The sequence below is a fragment of the Mycobacterium sp. NPDC049093 genome, assembly GCF_040704635.1.
Classification (GTDB): Bacteria; Actinomycetota; Actinomycetes; order Mycobacteriales; family Mycobacteriaceae; genus Mycobacterium.
The window spans coordinates 27486-42051 of sequence record NZ_JBEZJS010000004.1 but is presented as its reverse complement, the minus strand read 5'-3'; the positions used below and the strand labels follow the sequence as shown (position 1 = coordinate 42051).

Here is a 14566-nt window from a genome sequence, read left to right as displayed (position 1 = left end):
GGGCTCACGGCTCGTCGTAGCCCGGGTGTGCGGCGGCGAGCCGCTGGCGCACCAGGACACGCAGGCAGGCGGCGACGTCGTCGGCCCGGTCGTCGAGTTGCCCGGAGCGGATCGCCGCCGCTAGTGAGGCCTCGTCCGCGAACCCGACGCCGGCCAGCGCGGCTTCGGCGACCTGTCCGGCTTCGCCGGCCAGCAGTTCGCGTTCGACCATGCGCAGCGCATTGGCCGCCACCCGGGCCTGAAATTTGACCGGAGCGGCCACCGACTCGCTGTCGCGCACCTCGGTGTCGAGGAACTCCGCGACCGCGGCCACCAGCTCGGCCGCGGTGGGCCGTCCGTACAGGTTGCTCACCAGCTGCTCCCGTCCAGCAGACCCAACAGGTCCCACTCCGTCTCGCAGACCCGACGGCCGATGGTCGCCAGCTCCACCGATCGGGTCTGCCCGCTCAGATGGCGCTCGGCCTGATAGCGGCAGATCACGCCCCAGCGCAGGGTGGCGAGCACGAGCCACCAGCGGATCGCCGACCGGTCCAGTGTCTGCCCGCCGGCTTGCTCGTAGGCGCTGAGGAAGTTCTCGATGCTGCCCAGCCCACCGGCTCCGAGGTCGGCCGGCGCGCCGAACCGCCAGGCCCGGATGCAGAACCAGGCCAGATCCTCGTACACCTCGCCGAGGTGCACCAACTCCCAGTCCAGCACCGCGGCCAGACCCGAGTCGTCCACGATCAGGTTGCCCATCCGGAAGTCACCGTGCACCAGCCGCAGCGGTGACGCGGGTGGCCGGTTGGACTCCAGCCAGCGAAACACCCACTCGAAAGTGGCGGTGGTGTCGCCCATCTCGTCGAGTTGCCCGCGCCACTGGGAAATCTGGTCCAGCTCCACGAGGCCCGGCAGCGCCGGCGGTTCGGCCCGGTGGATGGCGGCCAGCGCCTGCGCGCACTGGGTGAGCAGCCGGGCCCGGCCGGCGTCGTCGAGCATGCGCTGAATGCGCCGCACGATGGTCTCGCCGCCGATGAAGTCGCAGATCAGGAACGGATCACCCAGGGCGGCAACGGAATTGTCGGCGACGATCACGTGGGGGACCGGCGCCCCGGCCCGGGCCGCAGCCTGTTGGGCGCCGGCCTCCAGCTCCATGCCGGCGTGTACCTCGTCAGGTGCACCGGTTCGCAGGATCAGGGCGCGCCGGGCCGAGTCGGTGACCGCATCGAACGACCACGTGGTGCGGCTGGCGCCACCGGTCAGCTCGCGCAGGTCCTCGACGGCGACCTCGGTGCCGAGCACCGGGGTGAGGACGTCGACCAGTCGGGGAGCGAGCAGGTCGGCGGGCCGGGACGGGCTGGTCACCGCTTGGCCTTGCCGAACCCGAACAGCCGCTGTGCGACTCGACGCATCTGGATCTCCTCGGCGCCCTCGGTGATCCGGTAGCGCCGGTGGTGGCGGTAGATGTGTTCGAACGGTTCGTGACGGCTGTAGCCGATGCCGCCGTGTACCTGCATGGCCCGGTCGGCGGCCTCACACACCAGCCGATTGGCGCGGTAATTGGCCATCGAGACCTTGTCGGACACCTCCATGTGGTGGTTCTGGTCCAACTGTGTTGCGGCATAACGGACGAGCAGCCTGACCATCTGCGCCTCGGTCTGCAATTCCACCAGCGGCCACTGCACGGCCTGGTTCACCGCCAGCGGCTTGCCGAACACCATCCGCCGGTTGGCGTAGTCCACGGCACGGTCGATACAGAACTGGGCGGCGCCCAGGCTGCTGGCAGCCTGGCGAATCCGGTTCTCGTGCAGGAAGGTCTGGCCGACCTCGAGGCCGCGGTCGACCTCACCGAGCACCGCATCGGCCGGTACGCGTACTTCCTTCAGTTCGACCTCACCGTGATCGGTGGGCATGTTGAACGTCCACCAGTAGAACGGGACGGTGAATCCCGGCGCGTCGGTGGGCACCAGGAATGCGGTGATCCCACGGGCCTGCCCGGGTTCACCGGAGGTCCGGGCGAAGATCAGATCGTGGGTGGCCCGGTGCACTCCGGTGTTCCACCGCTTGCGCCCGTTGATGATCCAGCCGTCCGCGTCTTGGACTGCGGTCGTCTCGAGCCAGGTGGCATCCGAACCGTGGTCGGGCTCGGTCAATCCGAACGCCATGGAACGCTTGCCGGTGAGCATCGCCTCGACCCAATCGGCCTTCTGGTCCTCGGTGCCGAAGCGGTCCATCATGATCACCTGCGGAAAGTTCCCGACGATCGAGGACTCGTCCTGCAGGTCGTTGTGCAGCCCCAGGCCCTTGTGCGCCAGGTGTTCCCGGATCACCGCCATGTCCAGGTTGCTGCCGTCGCGCCCGCCGAAGCGGGCGGGCAGCCCATACCGCAGCCAGCCGGCGGCGTCGGCCCGTCGTCGCATCTCGTCGAGCAGATCTTCCCACGCCCTGGCCGGCACCCCGCCGTTCTCCCAGTCGGTGCGGGCATACTCGCGGCGCTGGTCGAAATACTGGATGTGCTCGCGCTCAAGCGGCTTGATCTCGGCCTCGATGAACTCGTCCATCTCGGCAAGCACGTTTGAAAGGTGTTCGGGTAAAGCGAAATCCACTGAGATCTCTCCTTCTCGGATCAGAAGCCGTACAGGGTTCTCTTCCAGATGGTGGACAGGGTGGTGATGGCCTCGGCGTCGCTCATCTCGATGCCAAGCCCGGTATGACCGACGAATACGGTGGTGAAGTTCTCGAACAGCAAGGCAATGGCCGCGCCCACGTGTTCGGGCTCCAGCCCCTGAGCGTGGCCCTGTGCCTGCGCGTGGTGTACCGAGGCGATGACGATGTCGACCCCGAACCGCCGGAACTTGTTCTGCACATCGGCAAATCGCTGCTGCGTCGCGGCCAGCTGGGCCACCGCGATCATGATGCCGATGTTCTGTTTGAAGATGTTCCAGTAGCCGGTGACCACCGTGGTGAAGAACACGGTGTCCTCCGGAGAATCCGGCAGGTGCAGGTTCAGCCCGGACGGCTCGACGACGTCGTGCAGGAAGGATTCGGCCAGTGCCGCCAGCAGATCCTCCTTGTCGGTGAAATACCGGTAGAACACCGCTGGACTCTTGCCCGCAGCCGAGGTGATATCGGACAGCGTGGTGCCGTGAAAACCGCGCTCGGCAAAAAGCTTCCGCGCGGCGAGCTCGATCGCCGACCGCGTCTGGCGGCCTTTGGTGCCCAGCTCGGCAGCGGTCATCGACGCCTCAGCTCAAGATCCGGTCACCCGCGCGCAGCAGCGCACTGGGAAGCTCGTGGCCCACGGCCTCCTGGGCGACACGCGCCGCATCGATCGCGGCAGTCAGGTCGACGTCGACGGCGATGTCGCTGTCGCGCAACAGGTAGACCAGATCTTCGGTGGCGATGTTGCCGCTGGCGCCCGGGGCGAACGGGCAGCCGCCCAGCCCGCCGACCGATGCGTCCAGGCGGGTGACCCCGGATTGCACCGCCGCATAGGCACTGGCCAGACCCGCGCCGCGGGTGTTGTGGAAGTGCGCACCCAGTGGCAGGGCCCCGGCCAGCGGCCGGACCTGAGCGATCAGTGAGCTCACCCGACGCGGGGTGGTCGTGCCGATGGTGTCGGCGATAGCGATCCGGTTGACACCGAAACCGACTGCAGACGAGACGATGTCGAGCACCCGCTGCGGATCGGTCGGACCGTCGAACGGGCAGTCCCAGGCGGTGGCGATGATGACCTCCACCGAGGTGTTGCTGTCTGCCGCGATGGCCACGATCTCGGCGATCTGAGCCGTGGCCTCGGCCGAGGTGCGTCCGACGTTGGCCTGGGAGTGGGCGTCGGAGGCGGACACCACGTACTCGATCGAGCCCAGCCCCGCGGCAATGGCGCGTTTGGCGCCGTTGGGGCTGGCCACCAGAGCGGAGAACTCGACGCCCGGGAACCTGTGTAGTTCCTCGGCGAGTTCGGCCGCATCGGCCAACGCGGGCACTTTCGAGGGTGAGACAAATGCCGTCGCCTCCACCTCACGTACCCCGGTGGCGGCGATGGCCTCAAGGATCGCGACTTTGGCGGACAGCGGAATCGGCGTCTCGATCTGCAGGCCGTCGCGCAGGCACACCTCGCGAATGTCGACCTTGTCGGGCAGGTTCATCTCACAGCACCCCCTCGGCGCGCAGGGTTTCCAGGTCTTGTGCACTGCGCCCGAGCAGGTCGCCGTACACCTCGTCGTTGTGCTGGCCGGGCCGGGCCGAACCGGCGTTGCGGATCGTGCCAGGTGACTCGGAGAGCACCGGGACGACGCCGGGACCCTTGACGTTGCGCTGCACGCGCTCGTCCCAATGGTCCGCGAGCATGCCGCGGGCCTGCAGTTGCGGGTCCTGCATGACCTCGGCGACGGTGTTGATCGGCCCACTGATCACCCCGGCTTGTGAGAGGGTCTCGATGATGTCCTCCGGCTGGCGCCTGGCTGCCCAATCACCGATGATCTTGTCCAGCTCATCTTGATTGCGGCCCCGGGCAACATGATTGGAGAACCTGTCGTCGGTCGCCAGCTCCGGGCTGCCCATCGCGGCGCACAACCGGCGGAAGACGGTGTCCTGGTTGGCCGCGATCACCACCCAGCTGCCGTTGGCGCTCTGGTAGATGTTCGACGGCGCGATGCCTTCCAGCCGGGTGCCCGACGGTCCGCGGACCACACCGCCGACGTCGTAGTCCGGGATCGTGGATTCCTGTACCGCCAGGCAACTTTCGGTCAGCGCGGTGTCGACGATCTGCCCCTCGCCGGTGACGGTCCGCCGGCACAGGGCAGCCAGCGCACCTTGGGCGGCGAACATGCCGGCGAGGCTGTCGCCCAGTGACAGGGCCAGCCGCGGTGGGGGACCACCGGGGAACCCGTTCATGTGCCGCAGCCCGCTCGAGGCCTCGGCCACCGAGGCGTAACCGGCCTTGCCGGCGTCGGGTCCGGTCTGCCCGTACCCCGACACCCGCACCAGGATGATGCCCTTATTTCGTTCGCGCAGAACGTCGTAGCCCAGATTCCACTTCTCCAGGGTGCCGGGCCGAAAATTCTCCACGATGATGTCGGACTTCTCCACCAGGTCCAGAAAAAGCTCGCGGCCCTTGGCGGTGCGGAGGTCGAGGGTGACGGCCTTCTTGTTGCGGGCGTGCACGGTCCAGAAGAAGTGGTGCCCGTCGAGCTCGGCCTGCCCCCAGGTGCGCAGCGGATCCGGGGTGGCCGGCAGTTCGATCTTGATGACCTCGGCGCCCATGTCGCCCAGCAGCCGGCCGGCGAACGGCCCCGAGATCAGAGTGCCGAGCTCGATCACCCTGATGCCGTCCAGCGGTCCGGTCGTCATAGTGACTGCCCCGATCCCCGGTCGCTTCGCTCCTGCCCGCCGAATCCGTGCCGGTGCAGCCAGTCCGTGCAGACCGCGACGGCCTGGCGCAGGGTCCCACGCTGATCCGGGCCCGAGTAGTAGTGGTTGGCGCCGGGGATCTCGTGCATCTCCTTGTCGGGATGCCCGATCGCCTCAAAAAGCCGGCGGGTGTGGCTCGGCGTGCAGGCGTCATCGGCCAGGTTGCCGATCACCAGCGCGGGGACCGCGATATCCGGGCCGGCCTTGACGGCGTCACCGTTGGCGTCGTCATAGCTCCACTGCGACAGCCAGCTGCGCAGGGTGCAGAACCGTGCCAGCCCGACCGGGCTCATGTTGACCACCTGGGGATCACCCAGATAACACGTGCCGGGCTGACGATCGTTGGGATCGACGGTCGGGTCCAGCCAGCGCGGGTCGGCCATGGTGCCGTGCACGACGAACGCGAACTCGTCATCCGGCCGCCCGGCGGCCTTGAGCTCGGCCAGCTTTTCTTTGACCCACTTGGTGATCCGCCGGTTCCGGGCGATCTGGGCCGCGTGGTAGCGCTCCAGGAATTCCGCCGTGTACGGCGGCTGGTTGGGGTTGTCCGGGTTGTAGAGGTCGAGTTCGGGATCCCGCTTTGACGGATCGTTCTCGTCGAGAATCGACGCGTCCATCCATTCGGTCATGGTGCCGTGCCGGCTGATGTGCGCGGCCAGCAGCATGATTCCGTCGGCCGGGATCAGGCGCAGCTTGGTCAGGTCCGGCCCGTCGCCGGACGGGCTCGCCGTCACGGTGGGGTTCTGCGCCTGCTGTTGGTAGAACACCGACAGTGAACCGCCGCCGCTCCAGCCGGCCAGCACCACCTTGTCGTAGCCGAGCCGGTTCTTGGCGTCCTTGATGCACTCGCCGAGATCCTCGACCACCTTCTCCATCAGCAGCGCCGAGTCGGTGCCACGGAACCGGCTATTGCAGTAGATGACGTGGTGTCCGGCTCGGGCCAGGGCGTTGATCATCGGCAGGTAGGCACCGCCGCCGATCGGGTGCATGAACACCAGCACCGTATCTGATGTCGCCGCCGGGGCGGCTCCGGCGGCGGAAGGCTCTGGCGATTTGGGGCGCAGCAGGTAGCTCTCCAGCACCACGAGCTCGGCGACTCCGCCGTACACGTCGCGCACCGACGAGTTGTTCTGGTAGGCAACCAGATACGGGATGCGGTCGTACTCGTGCTTCACAGGTGCTTCAACAGTTGTCATCTCTAGTGCTGCCCCAGGTCGTTGGCGAGGATTTCGGCGGACGGGATGAGACGACGACGGGTGTCGATGGCGATCACGGACCAGTCGACGCGGTCGTAGTCGTCGAACTTGCGGCGGGCGCGTTCCCGCGCCTTCTCGGGCGCCCCATGGTGAACGCCCTGCGGCGCATGGGAAACCAGGCCGGGCGGCATCGGGATGCCGTAGAGGGTTCCGCCGTGGAAGAACGCGATCTCGTCGTAGTCGACGTTGCGGTGGTACCACGGGGTGCGCTCGGTGCCCGGCACGCTCTCGGCTGGCTTGGGCAGGAAGTTCATCACGTACACACCGGTGGCCTGCATGAAGAGGTGCACGGTCGGTGGCAGGTGCACGCTCTCGGACGTGATGACGGTGTAGTCCTCGATGTTGAAGGTGAACGGGAAGTTGTCGCCCCGCCAGCCTTCCACGTCGAGGGGATTGTGTTGGTAGAACAGCGAAGTCGGGCCACCGTCGTGTATCAGGCGCACCTCGTACTCTTCCCGCCCGTCATCGTCGATCGGTGCCGGCTCGGGGATGGTGACCTGTGCCGGGTCGAAGGGGAAGTGGCGGCCCAGGGTTCCGGCCGGCGGGACCCGGAAATCGTCGGTGGCCTGGATCATCAGCCACGTACTCTCGCTGTCGGGCACCTGGCGGAACGTGCAGGCCTTCGGGATGTACACCCAGTCGCCTTCGCGGTAGCGCAGTGGCCCGAACTCGGTCTCCAGCAGGCCTGAGCCCTTGTGCACGAACAGCAGCAGGTCGCCGTCGACGTAGCGGACGAAGAACGGCATCTCCTCGCTACGCCGGCTCAGCAGCACCTGGCAGTCCGCGTTGGAGAACATCAGCAGCGGGCCGCCGTGCGCGTCGGTGGCGTCGCTGGGCTTGAGCTCACTGGACAAGACATCGGTGGGGCGTAGGGGGCCCACGGTGCGGTAGGCGGTGGGGTCATTGCGCCGGTACATGTTCGCGGTGCGGCCGACGAAGCCGCCGCGACCGAGTTCGTCGTCCTTGAGGCCCTCGAGGTCGGCGTGCACCCGCTTCGGGGTCTTGCCTTTACGCAGGTGGACGAATGATTCCATGCTCGACTCCTGAAGGTGCGGGGCGAAAACTGAAAGTGACTTTACTTTTTGTTACGACGGCTGACAAGGGGTGACTAGCAACGATCTGTGGCGTTTTGGGTCCGGCTCCCCGGGGTAGCCCTTCATGGGCGCCCACGCCCGCTGCTGCCCGTCGGTCTCAACGAAAGGACTCGCATGCGAAAGGAATTGGAAGGCCGCAGGGTGGGAATCCTTGCCGCCGACGGTGTGGAGCGCATCGAACTCGAACAACCGCGCGCGGCGGTCGAGAACGAGGGCGGTCACGTCGAACTGTTGTCGCTCAAGGCCGGTGAAATCCAGGCCCGTGATCACGACCTCGAGCCCGCAGGAACCTTTCCGGTGGACCGCACGGTCGCCGAGGCGAAGGTCGACCAGTTCGACGCGCTGATCCTGCCCGGGGGCACCGTGAACCCGGACAAGTTGAGGCTCGACGAGACGGCGGTGGCCTTCGTCCGCGATTTCGTCCGATCCGGAAAGCCTGTTGCGGCGATCTGTCACGGACCGTGGACCCTCGTGGAGGCGGACGTGGTGCGTGGCCGCACGCTGACCAGCTATCCGAGTATCCGCACAGATCTGGGCAATGCCGGGGCCACAGTGGTGGATCGGCAGGTCTGCGTCGACGGCAACTTGATCACCAGCCGCGCGCCCGGCGATCTGCCCGCGTTTTGTGAAGCCATCACCGAGGTTTTGGCGAGTAGCCCCGCCCAGACCTGAGTGCGGGTCAAGCCCCGGAGGTATGCGCTGCTGCACGTGCCCGGGCGACGGCATCGGCACGCATCTGATCCCGTTCGGCAGGAGTCCACCTGGTGGTGGGTTCCACCACCAGGGTGTCGACGCGGTAGCCCAGCATCCCGAACACATACTCCAGATAAGGCTTCTGGAAATCCTGTAGTTCGGGGTGACGTCCGTCGTAGGCGCTGCTGCGGGTCAGGATGAGCTGCAACGGTTTTCCCTCACCGAGGGTGCCCACATGTTCACCACGCTCGTTGAGGGTGAAGCTGGCCACCGGCTGCACGATGATGTCGATCCACGCCTTGAGGGCATGTGGCACATGCCAGTTCCACATAGGGGAGGACACGACCAGACGGTCGAAGCCACGCACCCGCTCGATCTCGGCGAGCACCTGCTGCCACACCGCCTGCTGATCCTCGGTGATCGGCTCTCCGAACAGCTGAGCGAACTTGGCGATCGCCGCATCCCGGCCGAACCGCAGCACATCGTCGTCCCACACCGAGAGGCGTTCCACGTCGCCGACCGTGTCGGCGGCATCCAGATAGGCCTGCGCCAACTGGGAGGACAACGCGTCGTCCCCCTTCGGGCTGGCCTCGATCCACAGAGTCTTCATCAGATCGGCCCTGTCAGATCATCGACGTACGAGGGATCTTCATCCCCAGCGCGAGTGCACCGGCCAACTCGCGGCTGGTGTCGTAGTCGAACACCACGTGGCCGGACAGTACGTCGACATCGCGTTTGAACCGCTGCAACGGGCTGGAAAGGAAATGGATGCTGGCTCCGCCCGCGCCCAGCAATTCGCCGATCACAGCCTTGGATTCGGAGACGATATGCGCCGCTGCCAGACGGGCTTGGGCGCGAACCGGCTTGTCCACGGCGTCGCCGGTAGCCACGATGGCCTCTATCTCGCCGACCGTGTCGGCCAGCAGAGCGCGCAGAGCGCGCACCCGGACCTGCGCCCCGGCCAGGTGGGCCTGTGCGATCGGCTTGTCCTTCTGTACGACGCCCTCATAGGGCAGCACGCGTTCACCGAGGCGTTGCGCGTAGATCTCGGTGACCCGCTCGGCGCTGCCGAGTGCGGGCATCGCCGCCAGCAGTGCCAGTGCGGGCACCATCGGCCAGCGGTAGGCGCTGCTGTCGTGCAGCCCGGCGCCCGGGGCGGTACCGGAATAGATGTCGAGCACCTTCACCAGTCGGTGTTCCGGGACGAATACGTCGGTGGCGATGGCGTCGTTGGAACCGGTGGCCCGCATGCCGTCGGTGTGCCACACGTCGGCCACGGTCACGTCGCCGATCGGCAGCAGCGCGAGCGCTGGGTACAGCGCATCGTCGGGTCCGCACAGCGCCGCGACGATGATCCAGTTTCCGTGCATGACGCCGGTGGCCCAGGACCACCGGCCGGTGAGGCGGATGCCGCCGTCGGCCGGCAGTCCGCGCCCGGTCGGCGCGAGTGGGGCGGGGGCCAGGAACGGGCGGCTCGCGAAGGCCTCTTCCTGGGCCTGCTCGCCGAACAGCGCGAGCATCCAGTTGTGCAGGGCCAGGAAGCCGATGGTCCAGGCGCTCGACGTGCATCCGTGGGCCATCCGGCGTACCGGATCCAGGAGGGCCGGAAAATCAGCCTGCTGACCGCCGTAGCGGGCGGGCACCAAAAGTTCGGTGAAGCCGGAGTCGACGAGGTCGGTCACCGTCGCGTCGGGAAGCCGGCGCAACTCCTCGGCTTCACCGGCCCGCTCGGCCAGTCGAGCGACGAATTCGGCGGTGATGACGCAGTCCGTGGTGGGGGGCGAGGTCATGGCCGAAAGTTACCATACTTTTTTGTATGGCCATGATTGGGGCCGACCCGAAGGTGCTCGGTCGGGCATTTCGAAAACTGGTTGGCGACGATCGGATAACCCTCCGGACACCAGTTGTGAACAGATGCGCATCGGTGTTCATCGAACGGCGTCCGCGCGGTCGCGAGTGTCGAACCGTTTTCCCAGGTAGATCGCCCGCCGGCGCGTAATAGATAAAGTCAGAATCACTTTTTGAAATGCCCGGACGTGCAGTTCGGCGGCGCGCCGCGGGTTTTCCCCCGTCGTGGGCGCGTGATTTACTCATGGCGCAACAACTGAATTCTTCGGTCCGCTCATCAGAGGCACCGGCTCGGGCGAGCGGGCGTGACAGTGCAGTGACTCGGTCGCTGCGGTGTCGCTTGGCGATGCTTATCGCTGATCGCGCAAATGGCGTAGTTGACCGGAAACGGATGGATTCGCAGTATGACCTTCATTGACAAGATTCGTGGCCATTGGGCACGCCGCATGACGGTGGCGGCTGTGGCAGCGCTGATGCTGCCTGGCTTGATCGGAGTGACCGGCGGGTCGGCGACCGCGGGAGCATTCTCCCGGCCGGGTCTGCCGGTGGAGTACCTGATGGTCCCGTCGCCGTCGATGGGCCGCGACATCAAGATTCAGTTCCAGAGTGGTGGGCCGGGTTCGCACGCGGTGTACCTGCTCGACGGCCTGCGTGCTCAGGACGACTTCAACGGCTGGGACATCAACACCAACGCGTTCGAGATGTTCCTCAACAGCGGCCTGTCGGTGGTCATGCCGGTCGGCGGTCAGTCCAGCTTCTACAGCGACTGGTACAACCAGGCCTGCGGTAAGGCCGGTTGCACCACGTACAAGTGGGAGACCTTCCTGACCAGCGAGCTGCCGCAGTGGCTGGCCGCGAACCGCGACGTCGCAGCGAACGGTAACGCAGCGATCGGCCTGTCCATGGCCGGCTCCGCCGCGCTCATCCTGGCGACCTACCACCCCGACCGGTTCATCTACGCCGGTTCGATGTCGGGCTTCCTGAACCCCTCCGAGGGCTGGTGGCCGTTCCTGATCAACATCTCCATGGGTGACGCCGGCGGCTACAAGGCCAACGACATGTGGGGCCCGACGGAGGATCCGAACAGCGCCTGGAAGCGCAACGATCCGATGGTGCAGATCCCCACGCTGGTCGCCAACAACACCCGTCTGTGGATCTACTGCGGTAACGGCCAGCCCAACGAGCTGGGCGGCGGCGACCTGCCTGCCACCTTCCTCGAAGGCCTGACCATCAAGACCAACCGGAGCTTCCAGGACAACTACATTGCTGCTGGTGGCACCAACGGTGTGTTCAACTTCCCGGATTCCGGTACCCACAACTGGGCCTACTGGGGCCAGCAGTTGCAGGCCATGGTTCCGGACCTGCAGCGGGTGCTCGGCTAAGCCGGACAACACGCGATAACGAAATCGCCCAGAACACCAAGTGTTCTGGGCGATTTCGCTATGTGGGGGCAGTGCCTAATTGGGTGAGCAGACGCAAAAGGCCCGGTTTCCATGGAAACCGGGCACTTTCGTGTCTGCTCGCCGGGAGAAAACCGGCAGGGGGACGAACTACTTCAATTCGGCCGAGGACAGGCCCAGCAGGCGGCGGGCGACCACCAGCTGCTGAATCTGCTGCGTGCCTTCGAAGATGTCGAGGATCTTCGAGTCGCGGGCCCACTTCTCCAGCAGGGTCTGCTCGGAATAGCCGGTGGTGCCTGCCATTTCGACAGCCTTGAGGGTGATGTCGCTGGCCACGCGGGCGGCCTTGGCCTTACCCATCGAGGCTTCCTTGGAGTTGGGGATGCTGTTGTCGGCCTGCCATGCCGAGCGCACCGTCAACAGGTAGCCGGCCTCCCAGTCGGCCTCCATGCGCAGGAACTCCGCAGCGGCGGCGCTCTGAGCGTGGGCGGGCTTGTCGTAGGAGATCTCGATGCCGGCGTCGGTCAGGATGGCCCGCAGGTCCTCCAGCGCGGCGCGGGCAATACCGACCGCCATGGCCGCCACGATCGGCCGGGTGTTGTCGAAGGTCTCCATGACCCCGGCAAAACCCTTCTCCACGTGGACTTCCGGATCGCCAAGGAGGTTGTCCTTGGGGATACGCGCGTTGTCGAAGCGGATCACCGCGGTGTCGGACGCCTTGATGCCCAGCTTGTGCTCGAGGCGCTCGACGGTGACTCCGGGATGTTCGCGCGGCACGATGAACGACTTGATCGCCGCCCGGCCCAACGATTTGTCCAGCGTCGCCCACACCACGATGTGGCTGGCCCGCGAACCCGCGGTGACGAAGATCTTCTCGCCGTTGATCACATACTCGTCGCCGTCGAGCACCGCGGTCGTGGTGACTGCCGCCGAATCCGATCCGAAGGACGGCTCGGTGATGGCCATGGCGGCCCACACGTCCTTGCCGAGGCGCTCGAGCTGCTCGGGGGTGGCCACCGAGGAGATGGCGGCGTTGCCCAGGCCCTGACGCGGCACCGAGAGCAGCAGGGCGACATCGCCCCAGCTGATCTCCAGCGCGTTGAGCAGTGCGGACATGTTGGCGCCGTTGACGGTGACCTTCTCGCCCTTGGTGTTGGCGTCGTCGCGGAACGCCTCGGCGCCGGCGAACGAGATGGTCTTGGCTTCCGAGATGCCTTCGAACAAGGTGGCCAGGGTGTCCAGCTCGACCGGGTAGGCGTGCTCGGCGAGGTCATACTTGCGTGAGATCGGGCGAAGCATCTCCGCAGCGCCCTGGTGGCCCTTCTCGATGACCGCCTGGAGCTTGCGGGGCATTTCCAGATTGATTGCCATGATTAGTCTTTCGGTTCAAATAAGCGGAACGATGGCTGGACTAAATCACCACGACACCCTCGGCGACGCCGATGGCCCGCAGATCGCGGTACCAGCGCTCGACCGGGTGTTCCTTGGTGTAACCGTGACCGCCGAGCAGCTGGACGCCGTCCAGACCGATCTGCATGCCCTTGTCGGTGCCGAGCTTGCGGGCCAGTGCCGCCTCGCGGGCGAACGGCAGTCCCTGTTCGGCACGCGCGGCGCCGCGCCAGGTGATCAGCCGCAGGCCGTCGAGTTCGATGGCGATGTTGGCGGTAATGAAGGCCACCGACTGGCGGTGTGCGATCGGCTCACCGAAGGCCGTGCGTTCCTTGATGTAGGGGACGACGTAGTCGAGCACCGCATGCGAGGTGCCGACGGCCAGGGCGGCCCAGCCGAGGCGGGACAGCGCGATGGCCTCGCTGTAGTCCTGGTCGGTGGCCTCGTCCTCGCCGAGCCGGTTGCCCAGCGGCACCGCCACGTTGTCGAGTTCCACCTGGCCGAGGGCGGCGGCACGGATGCCCATGCTCGGATCGGCCTTGACCGTGAGCCCCGGCGAGGAGGCCTCGACGATGAACAACGCCGGCTTACCGTCCAATTGTGCTGCCACGATGAACAATTCGGCGTCGGCAGCTGCCGGAACCAGTGACTTGACGCCGGACAGGCGGTAGCCGCTGGGGGTGCGAACCGCGGTGGTCTTGAGCGCGGTGGGGTCGAACAGGGGGTGCGGTTCGGCGATCGCCACGCAGGCCTGCGGCACGTTCTCGCCGGCGAATTCCTTGAGGTAGGTGGCCTGCTGGTCGGCGCTGCCCCAGTGGGTCAGGGCCGAGGCGACGCCGCCGGGAGCCAGGATCGGCAGGGCCAGACCCATGTCGCCGTAGGCCAGCGCTTCGGCGACGAGTGCATTGGTCACGGTGCTGCGGTGCTCGGCGATGCCGTCGAAGTCCTCGGGCACGTTGACGGCGGTGATGCCCAGTTCAGCGGCCTTGGCGATCAGGTCGGCCGGGTAGCCGGCGGCCTCGTCGGCGTCGTGCGCGGCGGGGCGCAGGATCTCCGCGGCGAACTCGCGGACCGTCTCGACGATCATCTGCTGGTCTTCGTCGGGCGTCAGGTCGAAGTAGTCGGCCCCGCTGGCCTTCAACCGGGTCGGTGCCTTGCCTAGGCCCTGGACCCGCTGGAATTGCCGGTTGGCGGCGCCGGCGGCGGAAAACACCTGTTTCACACCGTATTTCAGGCCGCGGTTGAGCGGATCGCGCAGGCCGTAACGGTCCAGGAATTCCTGACCGACGATGGGCGTGATCAGCGCCAACCCGATGTCGGTCGCTGTCCGCTTGTGCTTGTGCAGTCCGACCGCGCTTTGCCGGCCGGAGCTGGAGGGACGGGATGGGGTGCCGTTCTTGGACGGCAGGGTGTTGGTCATGTCAGCTGCCTCTGCTGGTCGTGGCGACGCATCTGACCGTATCTTACTCCGGAGTAAGGTACGGCATCTGTTACCAAC

At 66.5% G+C, this 14566-nt stretch carries 14 protein-coding genes; 2 read left to right on the top strand and 12 right to left on the bottom strand.

Features of this window, described 5'->3' with window-relative positions:
• Positions 1-4: 4 nt before the first annotated feature.
• From AB0876_RS15720 to AB0876_RS15685, 8 genes are read right to left on the bottom strand one after another with little or no spacing between them, the layout of a single operon-like run.
• Positions 5-352: a DUF6285 domain-containing protein gene (locus AB0876_RS15720; RefSeq protein ID WP_526042376.1), complete on the bottom strand. Its 348-nt coding sequence runs from the start codon at positions 350-352 to the stop codon at positions 5-7.
• Complete coding sequence (locus AB0876_RS15715; protein WP_491838340.1) at positions 349-1341, bottom strand: phosphotransferase family protein; 993 nt, start codon at positions 1339-1341, stop codon at positions 349-351. The genes AB0876_RS15720 and AB0876_RS15715 overlap by 4 nt, the downstream gene beginning before the upstream one ends.
• Positions 1338-2582 (bottom strand): acyl-CoA dehydrogenase family protein, encoded by a 1245-nt coding sequence (locus AB0876_RS15710; RefSeq protein ID WP_491838341.1) that lies wholly within the window; start codon positions 2580-2582, stop codon positions 1338-1340. Before AB0876_RS15710 ends, AB0876_RS15715 begins: the two co-directional genes overlap by 4 nt.
• A gap of 20 nt (positions 2583-2602) precedes the next feature.
• Positions 2603-3214, bottom strand: a complete 612-nt coding sequence (locus AB0876_RS15705; protein WP_491838342.1) for a TetR/AcrR family transcriptional regulator — start codon at positions 3212-3214, stop codon at positions 2603-2605.
• 7 nt (positions 3215-3221) lie between these two features.
• Positions 3222-4124, bottom strand: a complete 903-nt coding sequence (locus AB0876_RS15700; protein ID WP_526042375.1) for a hydroxymethylglutaryl-CoA lyase — start codon at positions 4122-4124, stop codon at positions 3222-3224.
• A 1-nt stretch (position 4125) separates the two neighbouring features.
• Positions 4126-5328 (bottom strand): CaiB/BaiF CoA transferase family protein, encoded by a 1203-nt coding sequence (locus tag AB0876_RS15695; RefSeq protein WP_526042374.1) that lies wholly within the window; start codon positions 5326-5328, stop codon positions 4126-4128.
• On the bottom strand, positions 5325-6584 hold the full coding sequence (locus AB0876_RS15690; protein WP_526042373.1) for an alpha/beta hydrolase family protein: 1260 nt from the start codon (positions 6582-6584) through the stop codon (positions 5325-5327). The genes AB0876_RS15695 and AB0876_RS15690 overlap by 4 nt, the downstream gene beginning before the upstream one ends.
• 2 nt (positions 6585-6586) lie before the next feature.
• Complete coding sequence (locus AB0876_RS15685; protein WP_491838346.1) at positions 6587-7678, bottom strand: homogentisate 1,2-dioxygenase; 1092 nt, start codon at positions 7676-7678, stop codon at positions 6587-6589.
• 174 nt (positions 7679-7852) lie between these two features.
• Here AB0876_RS15685 and AB0876_RS15680 point away from each other — a divergent pair, with 174 nt between their 5' ends.
• Positions 7853-8410 (top strand): type 1 glutamine amidotransferase domain-containing protein, encoded by a 558-nt coding sequence (locus AB0876_RS15680; protein ID WP_491838347.1) that lies wholly within the window; start codon positions 7853-7855, stop codon positions 8408-8410.
• Positions 8411-8417: 7 nt separating this feature from the next.
• Here AB0876_RS15680 and AB0876_RS15675 read toward each other — a convergent pair whose 3' ends face one another.
• Both AB0876_RS15675 and AB0876_RS15670 read right to left on the bottom strand, forming a co-directional pair.
• Complete coding sequence (locus AB0876_RS15675; protein ID WP_491838348.1) at positions 8418-9041, bottom strand: NAD(P)H-dependent oxidoreductase; 624 nt, start codon at positions 9039-9041, stop codon at positions 8418-8420.
• A 13-nt stretch (positions 9042-9054) separates the two neighbouring features.
• The gene (locus tag AB0876_RS15670; RefSeq protein WP_491838349.1) at positions 9055-10221 is read right to left on the bottom strand and encodes an acyl-CoA dehydrogenase family protein; all 1167 of its coding nucleotides are present in this window, start codon (positions 10219-10221) and stop codon (positions 9055-9057) included.
• 462 nt (positions 10222-10683) lie between these two features.
• Here AB0876_RS15670 and AB0876_RS15665 point away from each other — a divergent pair, with 462 nt between their 5' ends.
• Positions 10684-11661 carry an esterase family protein gene (locus AB0876_RS15665; RefSeq protein ID WP_491838350.1) on the top strand — a complete coding sequence of 326 codons (978 nt, stop codon included), beginning with the start codon at positions 10684-10686 and terminating at the stop codon, positions 11659-11661.
• 168 nt (positions 11662-11829) lie between these two features.
• Here the strand turns inward: AB0876_RS15665 and AB0876_RS15660 are convergent, their stop codons facing one another.
• Positions 11830-13050 carry an acyl-CoA dehydrogenase family protein gene (locus tag AB0876_RS15660; protein ID WP_491838351.1) on the bottom strand — a complete coding sequence of 407 codons (1221 nt, stop codon included), beginning with the start codon at positions 13048-13050 and terminating at the stop codon, positions 11830-11832.
• 40 nt (positions 13051-13090) lie between these two features.
• Positions 13091-14488, bottom strand: a complete 1398-nt coding sequence (locus tag AB0876_RS15655) for an acyl-CoA dehydrogenase family protein (protein ID WP_526042372.1) — start codon at positions 14486-14488, stop codon at positions 13091-13093.
• Positions 14489-14566 lie beyond the last annotated feature (78 nt).